This is a genomic window from Bordetella genomosp. 5 (assembly GCF_002261315.1).
Lineage (GTDB): Bacteria > Pseudomonadota > Gammaproteobacteria > Burkholderiales > Burkholderiaceae_B > Bordetella.
Genome location: NZ_NEVP01000006.1, coordinates 113,210 through 133,866, shown reverse-complemented (window position 1 = coordinate 133,866; position 20,657 = coordinate 113,210). Strand labels below are relative to the sequence as shown.

Genomic DNA, 20,657 nt, shown 5'->3' with positions numbered 1-20,657 from the left:
CTTGGCGCGCCTTGGGCGAAAAAATACCCGCCGGTCAGGGCGGGTCGGGGGGTGCGGCAGGTGGACTGTCAGCGCATGTGCCGACGAGGCGTGGCGTGCGCCACGCCTCGGGCAGGCATCAGTGGGCCGGCTTGTCTTTCTTGAAGTCGCCCGCCACCGCGGTGCTGAATGCCTCGGGCTTGAGGTATTTGCGCAGCGCGGCGTTGACGGTGGCCGGCGTGAGCGCGGCGATCTTCTTGTCCATCTCGGCCGACCAGGCGAACGTGCGATCGGTACGCAGGTAGTTGAGCCAGGTGTTGGCCACCACGTCGTCCTGGGCACGGGCGAGGTTGCGGTAGTTGAGCAGCGCAACGATGCCGTCCTTGACCTCGGCCTGCGTGAAGCCGTCTTTCAGGGCGCGAGCGAGCTCTTCCTTGATGGCGGATTCGAGCCTGGCGCGATTCTGCGGGGCGTAGATGGCGTAGACCGTCCAGCTCGCGGTGGGCTCGAACGACGAGACCGACAGTGTGCTGCGCACGTTGTACGACAGCCCGTCGGTTTCGCGCACCCGATGCCACAGGCGCGAGGTTTCGGACGTGCCGAGCAGGAAGTTCGCCAGATAGAGCGCGGCGTAATCCGGATCGGTGTCGCGCAGCTGCAGCGGCATGCGCGAGATGAAGAACGCGTTGGCCTTGTCGGGCGTGGGGATGTCGAACTGCTTGGCGGGCACCTTGCGGAACGGGTCCGGGATGCGGGTGAAGGCAGGTGCCTTCTGCCATCCCTGCAGACCGTTCTTGAGCGCGGTCTCGACGCCGGCGGGATCGAAATCACCGACGGCGCTCAGCTTGATGGCCCCCGCGCCATAGAACTGCTTGTGGGTCTTGACCAGACTGTCGCGGTCGATGGCCTGCACGTTGGCCAGCGCCTCTTCGAACGTGGGCACGTAGCGCACATCGTCGGCCGGCCACGGATTGTCGTTGCGGGCCAGGGCGCGCGAGGCCAGCGCGGTGGGCTCGGTCATGGCGCCCTGGATCGAGGTGGTGGCCTGGCGCTTGTACTCGTCGATCTGCTCCTGCGGGAAGCTGGCGTTGCGCACCACGTCGAGCACGAGCTCGATCAAGGCCGGCAGGTTGGCGCCGGTGGTGGACATCGACACGCTCAGGTCGGTGCCGCTGCCGTTGAAGGACACATCGGCCTGGAGCTGGTCGATACGATCCTGGATCTGCTGGCGCGTGAGCTTGTCGGTGCCGCGCGTGAGCAGGTCGGCCACCGCGCCGATCGCGGTGCGCTGACCCTTGAGCGACTCGGCATCGCCGAACTGAATCAGCAGGTCGGCCTGCACGCGGTCACCGCGGGTGGCCTTGGGCAGCAGCGCCACCTCGACCTTGCCATTGGGCAGGTCGAGCACGCGGCGTTGCGTGAGCTTGTCGATATTGGCGGGCGTGGGATCGAAGGCCTCGACGGCCTTGAAGTCGGGATCGCCCTTGTAGTCCTTGAAGACCGAAGTCAGGTCGATGCGTTGCTGTTGGGGCGCGCGCACCGGCTTCTCGGTGGGCAGATAGCGGCCTTCGGTGGCGTTGCTCTGCACCAGGTAGGCCTGCGCCACGCGCTGTACGTCCGCCAGCTTGGCCTCGCGCACGCGGTCGCGTTGCAGGAAGAACAGACGCCAGTCGCCCGATGCGATCGCCTCGGACAATGCGACGCCGACTTTCTCGGGATCGCTGTATGTCTGTTGCCAGCCGGTGAGCCACTTGTTGCGGGCGCGCTCGAGTTCTTCGGCGGTGAAGGGCTTTTTGTCGAGCGAATGCAGCGTGGTGGTGAGGGCCTCGAGTGCCTTGTCGGTGTCCATGCCGGGCTGCAGCTGCGCGCCGAACATGGCGACGCCCGGATCGAGCTGATCCATGGTGAAGCCGAAGACGCCGGCGGCGAGCTTGTTGGGGACGAGCGCGTGATAGAGGCGACCCGACGGCGTATCGGCCAGGATGGTGGCGGCCAGATCCATCGACACGAAGTCGGCGCTGCCGGCGGGCGGGACGTGATACATCGCGGCGACCAGCGGCGTGCCGCCCGCGCGGCGCAGCGTCACGGCGCGCTCGCCGTCCTGCGCGGGCTCGACGGTGTATTCGTTGCGCAGGGTGCGCTTGGGCTTGGGCAGCTTGCCCAGCGTGGCCTGGATATCGGACAGCGCGACCTTGGGATCGAATTTGCCGGCCACGATCAGCACGGCGTTATCGGGCTGGTAATACTCGTGATAGAAGGCGCGCAGTTGGCCGACGTCGACATTTTCGACATCGGAGCGGGCGCCGATGGTGCTCTTGCCGTAGTTGTGCCACTGGAAGGCGGCGGCCAGCATCTTCTGCATGAGCACGCGGAACGGATTGTTCTCGCCGCTCTCCATTTCGTTGCGCACCACCGTCATCTCGGAATCGAGATCTTCTTTGGCGATCAGCGAGTTGACCATCGCGTCGGCCTGCCAGCCGAGATACCAGCGCAGGGTGTCGGGATTGGCGGCGAAGCTGGCGAAGTAATTGGTGCGGTCGGCCGACGTCGAACCGTTGGCCTGCAGGCCGCGCCGCGAGAATTCGCCCAGCGCGTTGCGAATGGAGGGCGTGCCCTTGAAGAGCATGTGCTCGAGCAGGTGAGCCATGCCGGTCTGGCCGTAGTTTTCGTTGCGCGAGCCGACGAGGTAGGTCATGTTGACCGTGGTCGTGGGCTTGGATGCATCGGGAACCAGCAGCACGCGCAGCCCGTTGGCCAGGCGGTACTCGGTAATGCCCTCGACCGAGCTGACCTCGGACACGCCACTGGGCAACGCGGCACCTGCCTGGAAGGCAAGGAACGACGTAACAACGAGCGTGCCCAGCCTGCCGGACCACCTCATGAGCGAAAGTCGCATGGTGAAAATTCCCGTGATAGCGAAAGTTTTTGGAGTGTATCCGCAGTGATAGGTTCCGCCCACCGAACTGTTCAACAGACCGTATCAGTCCAATTCACTGTTTCACTGACGGTACCTTTAAAGCCCGCCGATTTGATATCGGGTAAAGGGCGGAGGTACCATGGTCATGTGGCTGCGCGCCACCGGGCAAGCCCTCCTGCGGCTGCCCTCGTTACGGGGATGCGCGAGCGCTCCGGCCTCCTGACCGCGAGTTTTCCCGTTCTATACCCGGCCTCGCCTGGGAAGCCCAGGCCCTGCCAGGTAAAGTCTGCCCGCGCCTTCGACGCCGGCCTCCTGTCGGCGTACCTACCCGGAGGAACGATCCATGCTGACCCATACCGTCACGCGCGCCTTGACCCATCTGCTTGGCCGCCCCCTGGCCGAAGACCGCATCAAGGGACATTTCCGTTATGCCTATGCCAGTGACGATGGCCGTTACGTCGCCATCTACGGACACGACACCACCACTTATGTCGTCGACGTCGAAGACGGCCGCTATTGTGCCGAGCGCGGGGTGCAACCCTGCGGATTCGCCGGTCACATCCTCGAAGTAGAAGCACAGCGCCGCGCCAGCGCCAAGGCGGCGAACGAGCAGTTCGACCTGGACCTCGATGCCGGCGAAGTCCGCTGGCAAGGCTGCCCCGGACCCGGCGGCTTGCTCGAGCGCTCTGCGTAATGCGCAGCACCCGGAATCGGTGAGGGCGCCGCGCCCCTCCTGATTCCGCGCCGGCGTCGTGTGCCGCTCGCTACAATGCGGCGCATGACGCCCGCCCACACTCCCCACGAAATCACGTCCGAAGTCAGCCTGCCGCCCGGCGTGCGCCTGGTGGCCTGCACGCATGCGCTTCATGCCCAGGCGATTCTCGACATCCTGAACGACGCGATCATCAACACCACCGCGCTCTACGACTATCAGCCGCGACCGTTCACGGCCATGGAGCCGTGGTTCGCGACCAAAGTGTCGAACGGCTTTCCGGTCGTGGGCCTCGAGGATGACGAGGGGCGGCTGCTCGGGTTCGCCAGCTACGGCACGTTCCGCAACTTCCCCGCCTTCAAATACTCGGTCGAGCATTCGGTGTATGTCGCGTCGGCCGCGCGCGGCAGGGGACTGGGAGAGCTGCTGCTGCGACTCATCGTGGAGCAGGCCCGGGCGCGCCAGGTGCATGTGGTGATCGGCGCGATCGACGCGAGCAACGCGGCCAGTATCGCCTTGCATCGCAAGGTCGGATTCGAGGCATCCGGTCTCATCCGCCAGGCAGGCTTCAAGTTCGGCCGCTGGCTAGATCTGGCGTTTTATCAGCGCACGCTGGACACGCCGGCCGACCCGGTGGACGGCTGACGGACGCAGCGTACCGTTTACTTCGCGAGCAGGCGCATCGCCTGTTCGAGGCCCGCCACGGTTACCGGAAACATGCGCTCCTGCATGATGTCGCGCATGAGCGCGATGGACTGCCGGTATTGCCAATACGCCGAAGGCTCGGGGTTGAGCCACACGGCCTTGGGCCAGGCGTCGAGCAGGCGCCGCATCCACACGGCGCCCGTCTCCTTGTTGTAGTGCTCGACGGAGCCGCCCGGCTGCAGGATTTCGTAGGGGCTCATGGTGGCGTCGCCCACGATGATGAGACGCCAGTCGGCATTGAAGCGGCGCAACACATCCCAGGTATCGAAGCGCTCGTCACGCCGGCGCCGGTTGTTCTGCCACAGGCTTTCGTACGGGCAGTTGTGGAAGTAATACACCTCGAGATGGCGGAACTCGCTGCGTGCCGCGGAGAACAGCTCTTCGACGCGTGAGATGTGGTCGTCCATGCTGCCGCCGACATCGAGCAGCATCAGCACCTTCACGGTGTTGCGCCGCTCGGGCACCATGCGCAGATCGAGGTGGCCGGCGTTGCGCGCGGTGCTTGTGATGGTGTCGTCGAGATCGAGTTCGAGGTCGGCGCCCTGCCGCGCGAAGCGGCGCAGGCGCCGCAACGCCACCTTGAAGTTGCGCGTGCCGAGTTCGAGCTGATCGTCGTAGTCGCGGAACTGCCGCATGTCCCACACCTTCACGCCGGTGCGGTTGCCGGCCGACTCGCCGCCGACCCGGATACCTTCGGGGTGAAAGCCGCCATTGCCGAAGGCCGAGCTGCCGCCCGTGCCGATCCATTTGTTGCCGCCGGCGTGGCGCTCCTTCTGCTCTTCCAGCCGTTGCTTGAACAGCTCCATGAGCTTGTCCCAGCCGTGCGCCTTGATGGCGGCGCGCTCTTCGTCGCTCAGGGTTTTTTCGAACTCTTTGATGAGCCAGTCCAGCGGCAGCTCCTTGCCCTCGGGTAGTTGCACCTGCAACTTTTTATAGTAGGCGCCGAAAGCCTGGTCATAGCGGTCGTAGAGCGTCTCGTCCTTGATGAGCGTGGCGCGCGCGAGGAAATAGAAGTCGTCGAGCGTGGGGGCCATGACCTGCGTGCGCAGCGCATCGAGCAGGGTCAGGTACTCGTTGACCGAGACCGGCAGGCGGTGCGCGCGCAGGTGATAGAAGAAGCCCGTGAGCATGGCAGGCTCAACGCTTGCCGCGCGTCATGGACGAGAGGCGTTCGAGCAGATGCACGTCCTGCTCGTTTTTCAAGAGCGCGCCGGCCAGGATCGGCACGGCGGTCGCCGCGTGCGCTTCAATCTCGGCGGCGCTGATGTCTTCGGCCAGCAGCAGGCGCAGCCAGTCGAGCAGCTCCGAGGTCGACGGCTTTTTCTTCAGGCCCGGCGCGTCGCGCAGGGCAAAGAAGGTGTCGAGCGCGGCGCGCAGCACGTCGGCGCGCAGCTCGGGGAAGTGCACGCCAACGATGTCGCGCATCGTTTCACGTTCGGGGAAGCGGATGTAGTGGAAGAAGCAGCGCCGCAGGAAGGCGTCGGGCAGATCCTTCTCGTTGTTCGACGTGATGATGACCAGCGGGCGATGACGCGCGGCGATGGTCTGGCGCGTCTCGTACACATGGAACTCCATGCGGTCGATCTCGCGCAGCAGGTCGTTCGGAAATTCGATGTCGGCCTTGTCGATCTCGTCGATCAGAAGCACCACCGGCTCGTCGCTTTCGAAGGCCTGCCACAGCGTGCCCTGCACGATGTAGTTGCGGATGTCGCGGACCTTTTCGTCGCCGAGCTGCGAGTCGCGCAGGCGCGAAACGGCATCGTATTCGTAGAGCCCCTGATGCGCCTTGGTGGTCGACTTGATGTGCCACTGCAGCAGCGGGCGGCCCAGGGCGCGCGCCACTTCTTCGGCCAGCATGGTCTTGCCCGTGCCGGGCTCGCCCTTGATGAGCAGCGGACGCTGCAGCGTCAGCGCGGCGTTCACGGCGAGCTTGAGGTCGTCGGTGGCGACGTAGCGGTCAGTGCCCTCGAAGCGGGCGGGTGAACGATCGGCTTGCGTGGAAAATGACATGGAAAATCCGATGCAAGCGCCCGATGCGGACGCGGTTCATGAGGGTAAGCACCCCCGCAGTGCAGCATAAAAGCGGGGTCGGCGTTGAAACAATTATCGTACAATCGCAGGGTTTTGCGGCCCGGCCTGGCCCGGAGCCTTCCACAGCGTCGTTTCAGCCACCAAGAGTCACTCCAATGAAGTTTCATACCTCTATGAAGTGCAAGCTGTATGTGCTGTTTTACCTCCTGGCTTCCTGTTCGATCAGCGGCCAGGCCCTGGCCGCCGATGCCGCCGCCGGCAACGTGCAGAACGCCAGGGACAAGGTCTCGATGTGCATCGGGTGCCACGGCATTCCGGGCTACAAGGCCTCTTTCCCCGAGCTGTATCACGTGCCCAAGATCGCGGGCCAGAACGCCAAGTATCTGGAAGCCGCGCTCAACGAATACAAGAAGGGTAGTCGCAGCCATCCCACGATGGACGCCATCGCCGGCAGCCTGTCCGACCAGGACATTGCCGACCTGGCGGCGTACTACGCCAATCTCAAATAAGCCCGGGGGCAAATCATGAATCGTTCGATGCTTGCCCTTGCGGGGGCTTCCCTGTTGCTGGCCGGTGCTGCGCAGGCCCAGGACATCTCGGCCGGCAAGGCGCTGTTCGAGAAAACCTGCGTGTCGTGCCATGGCGCCGATGCCAAGACCTCCACCGAGCCCGCCTATCCCATTCTGGCGGGTCAGCATGCCGATTACCTGGCGCATGCGCTGAAGGCCTACCGCCGCGGCGCGAGCGGCAGCGCGGCTACGGCAAACGTGCGCAAGAACCCCATCATGGGCGCGTTTGCCGCGCAGCTGTCGGATCAGGATATCGCCAACGTGTCCGCCTGGCTGGCCACCTTGCCCAGCGATCTGGGCACGCGGCGTTAAGGCCGCGGCGCGGGGCGCAAGCGGCATCAGGCAGGGGCAGGGCGCTGGTCGCGGGTCGTCGGTTCGCCGCCCGTCGGCCCGCCCGTGGCGCGGGCTCAGCGCAGGGCGCGCTGGCGGATGAGGTCGATGTAGACGTCGCTGTCGAGCGGGGTGCCCAGTCGCTGAGCTTCCCACACCACCTGTCCCAGGCATTCCATGATCTCGTGCGCGGCGTGGTGCGCATCGCTGCGGCTCACCATGCGCTGGTAGGCGTCGCGGATCCCGCGCGGATGGTCGATCGACAGCTGCTCGGCGATGGCGAGGTGCATCGACATGTGCAGAAAGGGATTGGTGCGACCGTTCTCCACGGAATATTCCGCGGTCATGGCCTCCGGGCTTTCGAGGTCGCCGTGGTATTCGGGGTGCTCGATCATCCAGTCCAGCGCCATCGATTCGAGCGGCGTCAGGACTTCGTTGGCGCGATGCTTGCGCCAGGTTTCGATGAAGAATTCGCGAACTTGGTCGCGCGAGGGGTTGAACATGCGAGAGCGCCAGGAGTGCAGCGGAAAACCCTATTTTACCGCTCTCGCAGGCGCTGGCCGCCGTGGCTTGGGGCCGGCGGGATAGAATGGCTCGTATCCGGCCCCGACTGGCCGCCGCGCGGCTGTCCGCGCGGGTCACGGCGGGGACGACGCAAGAACACTGGCCGCATCGCGGGCGGCCGTCCGGACCGCATCGGCCCGGGCGGAGACGCGGCGCGCCGCAAGAATCCACCCGGAGTCATCGGAGCAGTCATGTCCTACCAACACATTAAGGTGCCCCCCGAGGGTCAGAAGATCACGGTCAACGCCGATCACACGCTCAACGTGCCCGATCAGGTGGTGATTCCCTATATCGAGGGTGACGGGACCGGCGCGGACATCACGCCCGTGATGATCCGCGTCGTGGATGCGGCGGTCGAGAAGGCCTACGAGGGCAAGCGCAAGATCCACTGGATGGAAGTCTACGGCGGCGAGAAGGCCACGCGCGTGTACGGCCCGGATGTCTGGCTGCCCGACGAGACCCTCGATGTCGTGAAGGACTACGTGGTGTCGATCAAGGGGCCCATGACCACGCCGGTGGGCGGCGGCATGCGCTCGCTGAACGTGGCGCTGCGCCAGAAGCTCGACCTGTATGTGTGCCTGCGTCCGGTGCGCTATTTCAAGGGGGTGCCGTCGCCGGTGCGCGAGCCCGAGAAGACCGACATGGTCATCTTCCGCGAAAACTCCGAAGACATCTACGCCGGCATCGAGTATCCGGCCGAGTCGTCCGAGGCGCGCGAGCTCATCGACTTTCTGCAGAACCGCCTGGGCGTGAACAAGATCCGCTTCCCGGCGACGTCGGCCATCGGCATCAAGCCGGTGTCGCGCGAGGGCACCGAGCGGCTGGTGCGCAAGGCGATCCAGTACGCGATCGACAACGATCGCGCCTCGGTCACCCTGGTGCACAAGGGCAACATCATGAAGTTCACCGAAGGGGGCTTCCGTGATTGGGGCTACGCGCTGGCGCGCAATGAGTTCGGCGCCCAGCAGATCGACGGCGGCCCGTGGTGCAAGATCAAAAACCCGCGCACCGGCCGCGACATCGTGGTCAAGGATTCGATCGCCGATTCCTTCCTGCAGCAGGTGCTGCTGCGGCCGGCCGAATACGACGTGATCGCCACGCTCAACCTGAACGGCGACTACATCTCCGACGCCGTGTCGGCGCAGGTGGGTGGCATCGGCATCGCGCCGGGCGGCAACATCTCCGACTCGGTGGCGATGTTCGAGGCGACGCACGGTTCGGCGCCGAAGTACGCGGGCAAGGACTACGTCAATCCCGGGTCCGAGATTCTTTCGGCCGAGATGATGCTGCGCCACATGGGCTGGGTCGAGGCGGCCGACCGCATCGTGGCCAGCATGGAAAAGTCGATCCAGTCCAAGAAGGTGACGTACGACTTCGCGCGCCTGCTGCCGGGCGCCGAGCAGGTGTCCTGCTCCGGCTTCGGTCAGGTCATGATCGACAACATGTAGCCTCGCCGCCACGCGTAGGCGTCCTATAAAAGCCGGCCCTCGGGCCGGCTTTTTTGCATCTCGCGCTTTGCTTGATCTCGATCAAGGTGCGGCGCCGAGACGGTCGTCTCGGTGCCGCGAATCCCGATACGCTGACGACTATACAAAAAGAAATATTAAGTTGTTTGTGGAAGCGTTTGGCGGCTCGAGCCTTCGTGCCAGCGCTTCGGGTTTCTTGCGAAAGAGGTGTCTTGTGCGATTGTCGAGTCTGCGTACGCAGTTGTGGTTGTTCATGGCGGCAACGGGGTTGCTGCTGGTGGCGTTGGGAAGCTGGGATGCCGTCATGCGGCGCGCGGATCTGCTCCACGAGCGGGAGGCGGCGCTGCATCACGCGCTGCAACTGGCGCAATCCACCATCGATCGGGCCCGCGCGGATGTGGCGGCCGGCATGCCGCTCGCGCAGGCGCGCGCCGACGCGGCCAGGCGGCTGGCGGCGCTGCGCTTCGGCGAGGATGGCTACGTCGGCGTCATGGACGATCGCTACGTGGTGCAGGCGCACCCCGACGCCGCGCTCGTCGGTCGCGAGGTGCGCTCGGTGACCGACGCCGACGGCGTGCCGATCTTCGAGGCGCTGCTGCGTGCCGGCAAGGCGGGCGGTGGCGCCGTGAGCTACCGTTTCCCGCGGCCGGGCAGCGACCTGCCGCTGGCCAAGGTGAGTTATGCGACGTACGACCCGCAATGGAACTGGCTGCTTTACACCGGGCTGTATGTCGACGACGTGAATCAGGCCTTCTACGCCACGCTGCTGCGCCAGGGTCTGGTGGCGGGGGGCTTGTTGCTGCTGCTGGCCTGCGGTGCGCTGCGGTTCTTCAACCGGCGCATCCTCACACCGATCGATGCCCTGGTCGAGGTGTGCGAGCGGGTGGCGAGCGGCGATCTCGGGGTGTCGATCCCCGTGGGGCAGCGCAGCGAAATCGGCCGTCTGTTCGAGGCGATGGAGCGCATGCGCCACCGGCTCGAAGACGCGGTCAGCGGCATCGTGCAGGCCACGGGTTCGATCGCCTCGGCCGCGCGGCAGATCGCGGCGGGCAGCATGGACCTGTCCGACCGCACCGAAAAGCAGGCGGCGGCGCTGGAACAGACCGCCGCGAGCGTGGAGCAGATCGCCGCGACCGTGAAGGAGAGCGCGGACTCGGTGGCCGAGGTGAGCCGGCTCGCGCATGACGCGGCCCAACTGGCATCCCAGGGTGGCACGCAGGCCGATCAGGCGCGCGACGCGATGCGCGATATCGCGGCCGGATCGCGCCGCATCAGCGAGATCACCACGCTGATCGACGCGATCGCGTTCCAGACCAATATTCTCGCGCTCAACGCCGCGGTCGAAGCGGCCCGCGCCGGGGAAGAAGGCCGGGGATTCGCCGTGGTGGCGGGCGAGGTGCGGGCCCTGGCCCAACGCTCGGCGAGCGCGGCGCGCGAGATCACGCAACTGATCGAGGCGAACACGGCCTCCATCGATAGCGGCAGCGCGCGCGTGGGAGAAGCGAGCGAGACCATGGCGCGCGTGTCCGACTCCGCCGGCACGAGCGCGCCGCTGATGAGCGAGATCGCGACGGCGTCCGTGGAGCAGAGCCAGGGCATCGAGCAGATCAACCGCGCCGTCACGCACCTGGATGGCGTGACCCAGCAGAATGCCTCGCTCGTCGAGGAGTTCGCCGCGTCGGCCGGCATGCTGCAGGATCAGGCCCAGACCCTGGCGCGGCTGGTGTCGACGTTCAGGCTGCGGGGCGCAGTCTAGGATTGCGCTGCAGGCCGTGCGGGGTGCGCCTCGGCCGCGCAGCGAGTCCTGGGGCGGTCCCGCGCGCCGCGCGGGACGAGACGTTGGCGGAAAGAGGCATCCTGCCGGGGGATCTCGTAAAAGTTCCGCCAACGCGTGCGATCAGAAGGTGCGCGTCAGGGTGGCCAGCACGGCGCCCCGGCCCATGTCGCGGCCGTCGGAGTTGGTGTAGACCCGGGGCTCGGCGTTTGTGTCGATGTAGGAAACCGTGGCGGTCCAGCCCGTGCCGAAGGTTTTGGTCACGCCCGCTTTCCAGTCCCAGTACGAGGCGTCTTCCACGTTGCGCACGTACTGATAGCCAGCGTGCAGATTGAGCGTGAGACCCCACACGCCCGTGTCGAAGTTGCCGCTGAGGTCGTAGTACTGGCTGTTGCGGCTGTGGGCAAAGCCGAACAGATTCGTCAGGCTGTGCGACACCTTGAACATGAGAGGGCCATGGCCCAGGCCGGCGTAGACCTCGGTGGTGTGCGGGCGCGTGTAGTCGGAAGGATAGTCACCGGGGTAGTAGTACTGCAGCACGCCCAGGTCGAGGTCGAGATGTTCGCCGAGCGTGCGCTTGTAGCCGGCATAGAAGTCCATCTCGAGCGGTGCGGACACGGCGTCGTTCCCGTCGCCCAGCCAGCTGATGCTGGAGTTCCAGTTGCCGAGATAGAGCCCGCTCGGATGGACGTAGTCGAAGCCGCCCTGCAGCGCGGGCTTATTGTTGGTCTGCATGAGGCCGCGGTAGCGGTATTGGCTCGCGACGGTCAGGTTTGCGCTCACGGCGCCGGCCTGGTCGGCCTCCTGTGCAGCCGCGGGCAAGGCGCCGGTGGCTGCTCCGATCAGCATCGTGATACCGAGGGCGGGGATGAGGGCATGGCGGGAGTTCATGGTGCTCCTGAAGAATGAGATCCGGGGAGCGCCAAGATAGGAGAAGCGGCATAAGGGCCGCGTAAAGACTGCGGGGGTGCGTGTAAAGGCAACGCAAAAGTCGTCTCACCCCGCCGGCGGACGGGACTCGTTCAGCCCGCGAAGCGATATCCCACGCCGACTTCGGTCACGAGGAAGACGGGCTGGGCCGGGTCGGCCTCGAGCTTCTGGCGCAGGTGGCCCATGTAAATGCGCAGGTAATGACTGCTCTCGACGTGCGACGGCCCCCACACTTCGCGCAGCAGCTCGCGATGGGTCATGACCTTGCCGCGCCGCGACAGCAGCGCGGTGAGCAGGCGGTACTCCATGGGCGTGAGATGCACGGGGTCGCCCGAGCGCGTGACCAGGCGCCGCGCCATGTCCACCACGACGTCGCCGAACTGAATCTCGGCGGCGCTGCCGGCGCCGCCGCGCGCATGCCGGCGCAGCAGCACGCGCAGACGCGCCAGCAACTCGCCTACGCCGAACGGCTTGGTGAGGTAGTCGTCGGCACCGGCATCGAGCGCGGCGATCTTGTCGGCCTCGCCGGTGCGCGCGGACAGCACCAGCACGGGCACTTCGGTCCAGCCGCGCAGGTCGCGGATCAGGGTCATGCCGTCGGCATCGGGCAGGCCCAGGTCGAGCACGAGCGCATCGGGCTGGCGTGTGCCGGCCTCGATCAGGCCGCGGCGCACGGTATCGCTTTCGTGAACCACGCAACCCTCGGCCTCGAGCGCGTCGCGCACGAAGCGACGGATGTGCGGGTCATCTTCGATGAGCAGGATGGCGGGCTGATACTCAAACACGATAGGTTCCATCGGCGGCCGGGGCGTCGCCGGTCAGGGGTTCGTCGGGCATCGCGGGCGCGCGGCCCAGCGGCAACGCGAAGATGAAGGTGGCGCCGTGTGCACGGCGCCCGTCTGCACGGCGCCCGTCTGCACGGCGCCCGTGTGCACGGCGCCCGAGCATACGAGCGTCGTCCGCACCCTCGTCATTATTTGCGGCGCCGCGTGGCACGCCCGGCTCGACCCAGATGCGGCCCTGATGCGCGGCAATGATCGCCTCGCACACCGCGAGTCCCAGGCCCACGCCGGGCGTGGCCGATTCGCTGTCGCCGCGCGTGAACTTCTGGAAGATGCGCGCCTCGCTGCCCGCCGGCACGCCGGGGCCCTCGTCGCTCACGCACACGCGCAGCTCGCCCTCGCGGGCCTCGGCAGACACGGTAATGGCGCTGCCGGCGGGCGTGTATTTGGCGGCGTTCTCGAGCAGGTTGCACAGCACGCGCTCGATGAGGACTGCATCGCACTCGATCAACGGCAGGGCGGAGAGCGGTTCGACCCGCACGGTGTGGCCGGCAAGCGCTTCGCGGGTGCCGGCCAGCGCCGCGCCGACGAGCTCTTCGATCGACTGCCATTCGCGCTGGATCGGGGTGTGGTGCTGCAGACGCGCCATGTCGAGCAGATTGACCACCATGGTGTGCATGCGGCGCGCCTGATCGCGGATGGCGAGCGCCTGACTGGCGGCATCGCCGCTGCCGCGCGACAGCGCTTCGGCCATGCCCATCAGGCTGGTGAGCGGCGTGCGCAGGTCGTGCGACACGGCGGCGAGCAACGAGCCGCGCAGCTTCTCGGACTCGACGTTCACGAGGGCCTGCTGCGCGACCTCGACGTAGTGCTGACGTTCGAGCGCGATCGCGATCAGCGTGGCGTAGGCCTCGGCCTGCCGGCGCGCCTCGGGCCGCGCATACAGCGGTTCGCCGGCCGCCTGCAGCACGAGCACCCCGCGCACGCGCATCGGGCCCTCGAGCGGCAGATACAGCAGCGGACTGTTGGAGAGCGTGCCGGTGCCCGCGCCGGCAGGTTTGCCGTGGTCGTAGACCCACTGCGCCAGCGCCGGTTCGAGCGTGCCCATCGCGGCGTCCGGCGCGGCGGCCAGATGCAGCCGGTCATCGAGCTTGAGCACGTAGAGCGCGCAGCGCGCGCCGAAGGCGGCGTGCAGAAAGGTGATGGCTGCCTGGAGAATCTGTTCGGGCAGCAGGGCCGACGACAGCTCGCGCGCGAATTCATAAAGACCCCGCGCGTCGGCTTCGCGGCGCGTGGAGGTTTCGGCCTGGGCGCGCAGGCCGGCCGTGAGCTGACCGATCAGCAGGCCGACGCCGAGCAGGACGGCGAAGGTCAGCAGATACTGCACATCGGTCACGGCGAACGAGCTGTACGGCTGCACGAAAAAGAAGTCGAAAAGGCCCACGCTGACAACCGACGCCAGCGCGGCCGGTCCGCGGCCATGACGCAACGCCACGCCCACGACCGCGAGCAGAAACAGCATCACGATGTTGGTCTGATGCAGCGCCGGAAACGCCAGCATGGACACGCCGGTGGCGACGGCGCAGTACAGCGAGGCCCACACGTAAGGCATGAGGCTACGTGGAGCCGTCTGCGCGGCGGTGTCGCGCGTGCGCGAATCCTGCGCGGGCGCGACGGCCGACGCGGCCGGCGCGGCCACGCGCAGCACGTCCACCTCGGGACAGGCGGCCGCCAGCCGGTCGGCGAAGCTGTGACGATGCCAGAGCCAGCCCGGGGCGAGCATCCGGCCCAGCCAGGCCGCGGCCGAGCCGCCCAGCCGCGCCAGGCCGGCACCTCTGCCACGGCCCAGCACGGCCTTGGTGATGTTGTGACGCCGCAGATAGCGCGTGGCGGCATCGACCATGTCCGGGCCGGCGAGGATTTCGGTGCGCACGGCGAGCTCGTCCGCGAGGGCCATGGCACGTGCCAGGCGCTCGCGCGCGGCCGGCGTCACCGCGCTCACCCGCAACGGTTCCACGCTGATGACATGCAGATCGCAATCGAGCTGCTGCGCCAGGCGAGCGGCCGCGCGCAGGACATGCTGCGCGTCGGGGCCGTCGCCGATGCAGGCGGCCACCGCTTCGCGGGTGCGCCAGACGGGCTCGATGGCGGCGTCGCGGCGGTATTCCTGCACGTCGTCGTCGACATGCTCGGCGGTGCGCCGCAAGGCCAGCTCGCGCAGCGCGATCAGATTGCCCTTGCGAAAGAAGTGGCGCGTGGCGTGGCGCGCCTGCTCGGGCACATAGACTTTTCCGTCCTTGAGCCGGCGCAGCAATTCGTCGGCCGACAGATCGACCAGGATCACCTCGTCCGCGGCATCGAACACGGCGTCGGGCACGGTCTCCCAGACCCGCACGCCGGTGATGCCGCCCACCGCGTCGTTCAGGCTGTCCAGATGCTGCACGTTGAGCGTGGTCCAGACGTCGATGCCGGCGCGCAGCAGCTCCTGCACGTCCTGCCAGCGCTTGGCATGCCGGGCGCCGGGCGCATTCGAATGCGCCAGCTCATCGAGCAGCAGCAGGGCGGGCCGGCGCGCCAGCGCGGCATCGAGATCGAATTCGGAGAGCGTGTGGCCGCGATACGCGAGGCTGGCCCGGGGCAGCGTCTCCAGACCCTGCAGCAGCGCGGCGGTTTCCTTGCGGCCATGGGTCTCGATCAGGCCCGCCACGACGGCGACGCCTTGCGCCTGCTGGGCGCGGGCGCCGGCCAGCATGGCGTAGGTCTTGCCCACACCGGCGGAGGCGCCGAAGTAGATGCGCAGCCGGCCCTGGCGGGCCTGGGCCTCGGCCTGGTTCAGCCGCTGCAGAAGGTGGTCCGGGTCGGGGCGCAAGGGGTGGGTGTCGGCCATGGGGCACGGATGAAAGCGTGGGCGGGCGCGCAAGGGCACGCCGCAAAGCCACGGTCCAGACGACCCCGCAGGGACGGCTGGACTGGGCAGATACTATACGCCCGCGGCAACGCGCGGGGCATACGGGGGGGGGCGTGCCTCAGCGCGTGGTCGTCGCGGCATCCAGCGCGAGGTTCAGCGTCAGCACGTTCACGGCCGGCTCGCCCAGCACGGCGGGCCAGGGCGTGTGCGTGTGCTCGGTCACGAGCGCACGCACACGTTCAGGCGCAAGCCCGCGTGCACGGGCCACCCGTTCGACCTGATAGGCGGCCGCCGCCGGGCTGATGTGCGGATCCAGACCGCTGCCCGACGCCGTGACCAGGTCCGCCGGAACGGGGGCGCGGTTGTCCGGATCGGCCGCGCGCAACGCCTGCGCGCGCTGCGTGACAGCCTCGCTCAGCGCGGGGTTCGTCGGGCCGAGGTTCGAGCCGCCCGAGGCGGCGGCGTTGTAGGCCATGGGTGCCGTCGCCGACGGCCGGCCCCAGAAATAGCCGGGGTCAGAGAAGTGTTGGCCGATCAGGCGCGAGCCCACGGGCTGGCCGTCGCGCGCGATCAGCGAGCCGCTGGCCTGGTCCGGGAACAGCCATCCCGACAGTCCGGTGCTGGCGAGCGGATAAAGCAGGCCGGTCAGCACGGACAAGGCGACGAACAGCGTCAGGGCAGGGCGCAGCAGGCCGCCGCGCGAAGAGGGGTTGGGGAGTACGGGGTTCATGTCGGTTTCCTTGCGGTTGTCGGGTCGGCTCAGACCCAGCCCAGGGCGGCCAGCACCATATCGATCAGCTTGATGCCGGCGAACGGCACGAGCAGTCCGCCCAGACCATAGATCAGCAGATTGCGCCGCAGCAGCGCGGCCGCGCCGAGCGGGCGATAATGCACGCCGCGCAGGGCCAGCGGGATCAACGCCACGATGATGAGCGCATTGAAGATGACGGCCGACAGGATGGCGGACGCCGGCGTGGTCAGCCCCATCACATTGAGCAGGTTCAGTTGCGGGTAGACCGTGGCGAACGCGGCCGGAATGATGGCGAAGTACTTCGCCACGTCGTTGGCCACGCTGAACGTCGTCAGCGCGCCGCGCGTCATCAGCATCTGCTTGCCGATTCCGACGATCTCGATGAGCTTGGTGGGGTTGGAATCCAGGTCGACCATGTTGCCGGCCTCTTTGGCGGCCTGGGTGCCGGAGTTCATCGCCACGGCCACGTCGGCCTGCGCCAGCGCCGGGGCGTCGTTCGTGCCGTCTCCGGTCATCGCGACCAGCCGGCCTTCGGCCTGGTAGGCGCGGATCAGCTTGAGCTTGGCCTCGGGCGTGGCCTGCGCGAGGAAGTCATCGACACCGGCCTCGGCGGCGATCGAGGCAGCGGTGAGGGCGTTGTCGCCGGTAATCATGACGGTCTTGATGCCCATGCGGCGCAGCTCGGCGAAGCGCGGCCGGATCTCGGGCTTGACGATGTCCTTGAGCTCGACGATGCCCAGCGCGCGCGTGCCTTCGCTCACGGCGAGCGGGGTGCTGCCGCGTCGCGCCACATCGTCGCCCGCCCGTTTGACCGAGGCCGGCAATTCGCCCACCCAGGCCGCCACCGCGTCCAGCGCTCCCTTGCGCAGCCGGACGCCGTGGCTGAGATCCACGCCGCTCATGCGCGTCTGTGCCGTGAAGCCGATGCTGACGCTGCCGCCGTCCAGCGTCGCGGTGTCGCCGAGCACCCGGTCGGCGAGCGCCACGATGCTGCGGCCTTCGGGCGTTTCGTCGGCGAGCGACGCCAGACGCGCGGCGCGCGCCAGCTCGGCTTCGGACACGCCGGTGGCCGGCAGGAACGTCGCCGCCTGGCGGTTGCCGAAGGTGATCGTGCCGGTCTTGTCGAGCAACAGGACGTCCACGTCGCCCGCGGCCTCCACCGCGCGGCCCGAGGTGGCGATCACGTTGGCCTGCATCATGCGGCTCATGCCGGCCACGCCGATCGCGGACAGCAGACCGCCGATCGTGGTCGGGATCAGGCAGACCAGCAGGGCGACCAGCACGGTGACCGACACGACCTCACCGCTGCCCAGCGAAACCGCATAAAGCGAGAAGGGCAGCAGCGTCACGGTGACCAGCAGGAACACGACGGTCAGGCCGACCAGCAGGATCGTGAGCGCGAGTTCGTTGGGCGTTTTCTGACGGCGCGCGCCTTCGACCATGGAGATCATGCGGTCGAGGAAGCTCTCGCCGGGATTGGCGGCGATGCGGACCACGATCCAGTCGGAGAGCACGCGCGTGCCGCCCGTCACGGAGGAGAAGTCGCCACCGGACTCGCGGATCACGGGCGCGGATTCTCCGGTGATGGCGCTCTCGTCGACCGAGGCGATGCCCGCGATCACCTGGCCGTCGCCCGGCACGGTGTCGCCCGGCAGCACCAGCACCACATCGCCCTTGCGCAATACGCCGGCGGGCCGGGCCTCGGCACGCTCGCGCGCGGCCTGCGGCGTGACGGTGGCCAGGTCGGCGTCGCGCCAGTCCGCGAGCAGGCGCGCCGTGATGGTGGTGCGCAGGCCGCGCAGCGCGGCGGCCTGTTGCTTGCCGCGGCCTTCGGCGAGTGCTTCGGCGAAGTTGGCGAACAGCACGGTGAACCAGAGCCAGGCCGCAATGGCGAGCACGAAGCCGGCGGGCGCGTCCGCGACGCCGCCCAGGGCCATCAACCACAGCACGGTGGTCAGGATGCTGCCCGCGTAGACGACGAACATCACGGGGTTGCGCAGCTGTGCCCGCGGCGACAGTTTGCGCACGCACTCGATCAGGGCGGAGCGCAGCAGCGTGGCTGAGCGCGGGCCGGCGGCAGCGGAGAGGCGGGCGCCGGTATCCACGCCGGCGGCCAGGGGTAGGGTTGTCTTGTTCATCACATCCATCCTGCGATCACAGGTGCGCCTGCAGGTGTTCGGCCACGGGGCCGAGCGCCAGCGCGGGTACGTAGGTCAGGGCGCCCACCAGCAGCACGGCGCCGATCAGCAGCACGACGAAGAGCGGCCCGGCGGTGGGCATGGTGCCGGGCCCGTCGGGCAGACGCGGCTTCGCGCCGAGCGAACCCGCCAGGCCGAGGATGGCCACGATCACGGCGAAACGGCCGAACCACATCGCCAGACCCAGCGCCGCGTTGTAGAACGGCGTGTTGGCCGAGAGGCCGGCGAATGCGCTGCCGTTGTTGTTGGCGGCGGAAGAGAAGGCGTAGAGGATTTCCGAGAAGCCGTGCGTGCCGGGATTGAGCACGCCGGCCTGGCCTGCGCCCAGGCTCACCGCCAGCGCGGTGCCCAGCAGCACGAGCAGCGGCGTCGCCAGGATCACGATGGCCACCATCTTCATGTCGTATGCCTCGATCTTCTTGCCGAGATACTCGGGCGTGCGGCCGATCATCAGGCCCGCCAGAAACACCGCTAGCACGGCGAAGGCCAGCATGCCGTACAGGCCCGAGCCCACGCCGCCGAACACCACCTCGCCCAACTGCATCAGCAGCATGGGCGGCAGGCCGCCGAGCGCGGAGAACGAGTCGTGCATGCCGTTCACGGCGCCGCACGACGCGGCGGTGGTGATCGTGGCGAACAAGGTGGTGGCGGCAAGACCGAAGCGAACCTCCTTGCCCTCGAGATTGCCCGCCAGCGCCAGCGGTACCTGCTGCGCGCTGGCGGCCAGCGCCTGCGTATCGCGCTGCTCCGCATACTGGGTGAGCAGCGCGAACGCGACGAACAGCAGGGTCATGGCCGCCAGTACCGCGATGCCCTGTCTGCGATTGCCGACCATCTCGCCGAAGCTGAAGCACAGCGCGGCCGGGATCAGAAAGATCGCCAGCATTTCGAGAAAGTTGCTGAGCGCGGTGGGGTTCTCGTACGGATGGGACGAGTTGGCGTTGAAGAAGCCGCCGCCGTTGGTGCCGAGCAGCTTGATCGCTTCTTGCGATGCCACCGGTCCCATCGCGATCGTTTGCCGCTGCGTGGTGACCGACTCGGTCAGCGGCTTGCCGGCCGCGTCGAGCAGAGGCTGGCCTCGTTCGTCGAGACGCGGCGCGTCGTACTGCTGCGCCTGCAGCGTCTGCAGCGTCTGCACCTCGGCATAGGGCGACAGGTTCTGAATCACGCCCTGGCTTACCAGCGCGAGCGTGAGCACCAGCGCGAGCGGCATCAGCACATACAGCGTGCCCCGCACCATATCGGTCCAGAAATTGCCCAGCGTGGCGCTGTTGTGCCGCGCGAGGCCGCGGATGAGCGCGAACAGCACGGCGATGCCCGTCGCGGCCGACAGGAAGTTCTGGACGGTGAGCGCCAGCATCTGCGTCAGATAGCTCATCGTGGCTTCGCCGGCATAGCCCTGCCAGTTGGTGTTGGAGACGAAGCTGATGGCCGTGTTGAAAGCGGAGTCCGGCGCCACGGCGTCCAGGCCCGCCGGGTTCAGCCCCAGCCCGCCCTGCAGCCGCTGCAGCCCGTACACCGCGATCAGGCCCAGCACGTTGAACAGCACCACGGCGCTGGCATAGCGCCGCCAGCCCATTCCGGCCGCCGGGTCGATGCCGGCGACGCGATAGAGCAGGCGTTCGAGCGGGCGGCCCCACGCGGTGCCCCGGTAGGCGCCGTCCTCGATCGCACGGTGGATATAGCGCCCGAGAAAGGGCGCCAGGCACAGCAGGACGGCCAGATAGAGCCCCAGCAATCCCAGGAATCCGTTGTCCATCAGAATTTCTCCGGTTTGAAGAGGGCGACCAGCAAGTAGACGAAGAGCAGCGCCGCCACGATGCCGCTCAGGAGGTAGAGCAGGTTCATGGCCGGGCTCCCTCGCGCAGGGCGTCGCAGAAACGGATCAGGCCCCAGGTCAGACCGGCAAGCAGGGCAAGAAGGGCGATATAAAAAATATCCATGCGTTTTCTCCGGGGCCGAGCCCCAACACGGGGTCGGCCGCACAGGCTCGACCCGATGCCGCGCAGCTTAGAAAACGGGGCGTAAAAACGGGATAAAC

At 67.4% G+C, this 20,657-nt stretch carries 17 protein-coding genes; 6 read left to right on the top strand and 11 right to left on the bottom strand.

The genetic code is table 11. The features are described 5' to 3' along the window. Positions 1-118: 118 nt before the first annotated feature. Positions 119-2,875 (bottom strand): M16 family metallopeptidase, encoded by a 2,757-nt coding sequence (locus CAL25_RS09400; protein ID WP_094799708.1) that lies wholly within the window; start codon positions 2,873-2,875, stop codon positions 119-121. A gap of 364 nt (positions 2,876-3,239) precedes the next feature. Between CAL25_RS09400 and CAL25_RS09395 the strand changes: the two genes are divergently transcribed. Further along, entirely contained in the window at positions 3,240-3,590 is a 351-nt protein-coding gene (locus tag CAL25_RS09395) for a hypothetical protein (RefSeq protein WP_094799707.1), read from the top strand. A gap of 84 nt (positions 3,591-3,674) precedes the next feature. Further along, positions 3,675-4,253: a GNAT family N-acetyltransferase gene (locus CAL25_RS09390; protein WP_094800195.1), complete on the top strand. Its 579-nt coding sequence runs from the start codon at positions 3,675-3,677 to the stop codon at positions 4,251-4,253. 17 nt (positions 4,254-4,270) lie between these two features. On the opposite strand, the gene CAL25_RS09385 is transcribed toward CAL25_RS09390, so the two are convergent. Further along, positions 4,271-5,443, bottom strand: coding sequence for a vWA domain-containing protein (locus CAL25_RS09385; protein WP_094799706.1), 1,173 nt, complete (start codon positions 5,441-5,443; stop codon positions 4,271-4,273). A gap of 7 nt (positions 5,444-5,450) precedes the next feature. Then, positions 5,451-6,323, bottom strand: a complete 873-nt coding sequence (locus tag CAL25_RS09380) for an AAA family ATPase (RefSeq protein WP_094799705.1) — start codon at positions 6,321-6,323, stop codon at positions 5,451-5,453. Between the two features lie 176 nt (positions 6,324-6,499). On the opposite strand from CAL25_RS09380, the gene CAL25_RS09375 reads away from it, so the two are divergent. Beyond that, positions 6,500-6,853 carry a c-type cytochrome gene (locus CAL25_RS09375; protein WP_249279007.1) on the top strand — a complete coding sequence of 118 codons (354 nt, stop codon included), beginning with the start codon at positions 6,500-6,502 and terminating at the stop codon, positions 6,851-6,853. A 15-nt stretch (positions 6,854-6,868) separates the two neighbouring features. Then, positions 6,869-7,225 (top strand): c-type cytochrome, encoded by a 357-nt coding sequence (locus CAL25_RS09370; RefSeq protein WP_094799703.1) that lies wholly within the window; start codon positions 6,869-6,871, stop codon positions 7,223-7,225. A 95-nt stretch (positions 7,226-7,320) separates the two neighbouring features. Here CAL25_RS09370 and CAL25_RS09365 read toward each other — a convergent pair whose 3' ends face one another. Beyond that, on the bottom strand, positions 7,321-7,746 hold the full coding sequence (locus CAL25_RS09365) for a DUF1841 family protein (RefSeq protein ID WP_094799702.1): 426 nt from the start codon (positions 7,744-7,746) through the stop codon (positions 7,321-7,323). 252 nt (positions 7,747-7,998) lie between these two features. Between CAL25_RS09365 and icd the strand changes: the two genes are divergently transcribed. Next, on the top strand, positions 7,999-9,255 hold the full coding sequence (icd, locus tag CAL25_RS09360; RefSeq protein ID WP_094799701.1) for an NADP-dependent isocitrate dehydrogenase: 1,257 nt from the start codon (positions 7,999-8,001) through the stop codon (positions 9,253-9,255). Between the two features lie 232 nt (positions 9,256-9,487). Then, complete coding sequence (locus tag CAL25_RS09355; protein ID WP_094799700.1) at positions 9,488-11,029, top strand: methyl-accepting chemotaxis protein; 1,542 nt, start codon at positions 9,488-9,490, stop codon at positions 11,027-11,029. A 141-nt stretch (positions 11,030-11,170) separates the two neighbouring features. Here the strand turns inward: CAL25_RS09355 and CAL25_RS09350 are convergent, their stop codons facing one another. From CAL25_RS09350 to kdpF, 7 genes are all read right to left on the bottom strand, one after another. Then, positions 11,171-11,938 carry a TorF family putative porin gene (locus CAL25_RS09350; protein WP_094799699.1) on the bottom strand — a complete coding sequence of 256 codons (768 nt, stop codon included), beginning with the start codon at positions 11,936-11,938 and terminating at the stop codon, positions 11,171-11,173. A gap of 131 nt (positions 11,939-12,069) precedes the next feature. After that, positions 12,070-12,774: a two-component system response regulator KdpE gene (gene kdpE, locus CAL25_RS09345; RefSeq protein ID WP_432759235.1), complete on the bottom strand. Its 705-nt coding sequence runs from the start codon at positions 12,772-12,774 to the stop codon at positions 12,070-12,072. After that, the gene (locus CAL25_RS09340; RefSeq protein WP_094799697.1) at positions 12,755-15,646 is read right to left on the bottom strand and encodes a sensor histidine kinase; all 2,892 of its coding nucleotides are present in this window, start codon (positions 15,644-15,646) and stop codon (positions 12,755-12,757) included. The genes kdpE and CAL25_RS09340 overlap by 20 nt, the downstream gene beginning before the upstream one ends. Before the next feature lie 139 nt (positions 15,647-15,785). Continuing rightward, positions 15,786-16,397, bottom strand: a complete 612-nt coding sequence (kdpC, locus tag CAL25_RS09335) for a potassium-transporting ATPase subunit KdpC (protein ID WP_094799696.1) — start codon at positions 16,395-16,397, stop codon at positions 15,786-15,788. 29 nt (positions 16,398-16,426) lie between these two features. Then, entirely contained in the window at positions 16,427-18,556 is a 2,130-nt protein-coding gene (gene kdpB, locus CAL25_RS09330; protein ID WP_094799695.1) for a potassium-transporting ATPase subunit KdpB, read from the bottom strand. Positions 18,557-18,572: 16 nt separating this feature from the next. After that, a complete protein-coding gene (gene kdpA / locus CAL25_RS09325; protein ID WP_094799694.1) occupies positions 18,573-20,375 on the bottom strand; it encodes a potassium-transporting ATPase subunit KdpA in 1,803 nt (600 codons plus the stop codon). Continuing rightward, complete coding sequence (kdpF, locus tag CAL25_RS09320; protein ID WP_094799693.1) at positions 20,375-20,464, bottom strand: K(+)-transporting ATPase subunit F; 90 nt, start codon at positions 20,462-20,464, stop codon at positions 20,375-20,377. The genes kdpA and kdpF overlap by 1 nt, the downstream gene beginning before the upstream one ends. Positions 20,465-20,657: the final 193 nt, after the last annotated feature.

Bases quoted from the DNA above. Each gene is read 5' to 3' on its own strand.
- CAL25_RS09400 (WP_094799708.1), bottom strand. From the start codon at position 2,875: ATGCGACTTTCGCTCATGAGGTGGTCCGGCAGGCTGGGCACGCTCGTT.
- CAL25_RS09395 (WP_094799707.1), top strand. From the start codon at position 3,240: ATGCTGACCCATACCGTCACGCGCGCCTTGACCCATCTGCTTGGCCGC.
- CAL25_RS09390 (WP_094800195.1), top strand. From the start codon at position 3,675: ATGACGCCCGCCCACACTCCCCACGAAATCACGTCCGAAGTCAGCCTG.
- CAL25_RS09385 (WP_094799706.1), bottom strand. From the start codon at position 5,443: ATGCTCACGGGCTTCTTCTATCACCTGCGCGCGCACCGCCTGCCGGTC.
- CAL25_RS09380 (WP_094799705.1), bottom strand. From the start codon at position 6,323: ATGTCATTTTCCACGCAAGCCGATCGTTCACCCGCCCGCTTCGAGGGC.
- CAL25_RS09375 (WP_249279007.1), top strand. From the start codon at position 6,500: ATGAAGTTTCATACCTCTATGAAGTGCAAGCTGTATGTGCTGTTTTAC.
- CAL25_RS09370 (WP_094799703.1), top strand. From the start codon at position 6,869: ATGAATCGTTCGATGCTTGCCCTTGCGGGGGCTTCCCTGTTGCTGGCC.
- CAL25_RS09365 (WP_094799702.1), bottom strand. From the start codon at position 7,746: ATGTTCAACCCCTCGCGCGACCAAGTTCGCGAATTCTTCATCGAAACC.
- icd (WP_094799701.1), top strand. From the start codon at position 7,999: ATGTCCTACCAACACATTAAGGTGCCCCCCGAGGGTCAGAAGATCACG.
- CAL25_RS09350 (WP_094799699.1), bottom strand. From the start codon at position 11,938: ATGAACTCCCGCCATGCCCTCATCCCCGCCCTCGGTATCACGATGCTG.
- kdpE (WP_432759235.1), bottom strand. From the start codon at position 12,774: ATGGAACCTATCGTGTTTGAGTATCAGCCCGCCATCCTGCTCATCGAA.
- CAL25_RS09340 (WP_094799697.1), bottom strand. From the start codon at position 15,646: ATGGCCGACACCCACCCCTTGCGCCCCGACCCGGACCACCTTCTGCAG.
- kdpC (WP_094799696.1), bottom strand. From the start codon at position 16,397: ATGAACCCCGTACTCCCCAACCCCTCTTCGCGCGGCGGCCTGCTGCGC.
- kdpB (WP_094799695.1), bottom strand. From the start codon at position 18,556: ATGAACAAGACAACCCTACCCCTGGCCGCCGGCGTGGATACCGGCGCC.
- kdpA (WP_094799694.1), bottom strand. From the start codon at position 20,375: ATGGACAACGGATTCCTGGGATTGCTGGGGCTCTATCTGGCCGTCCTG.
- kdpF (WP_094799693.1), bottom strand. From the start codon at position 20,464: ATGAACCTGCTCTACCTCCTGAGCGGCATCGTGGCGGCGCTGCTCTTC.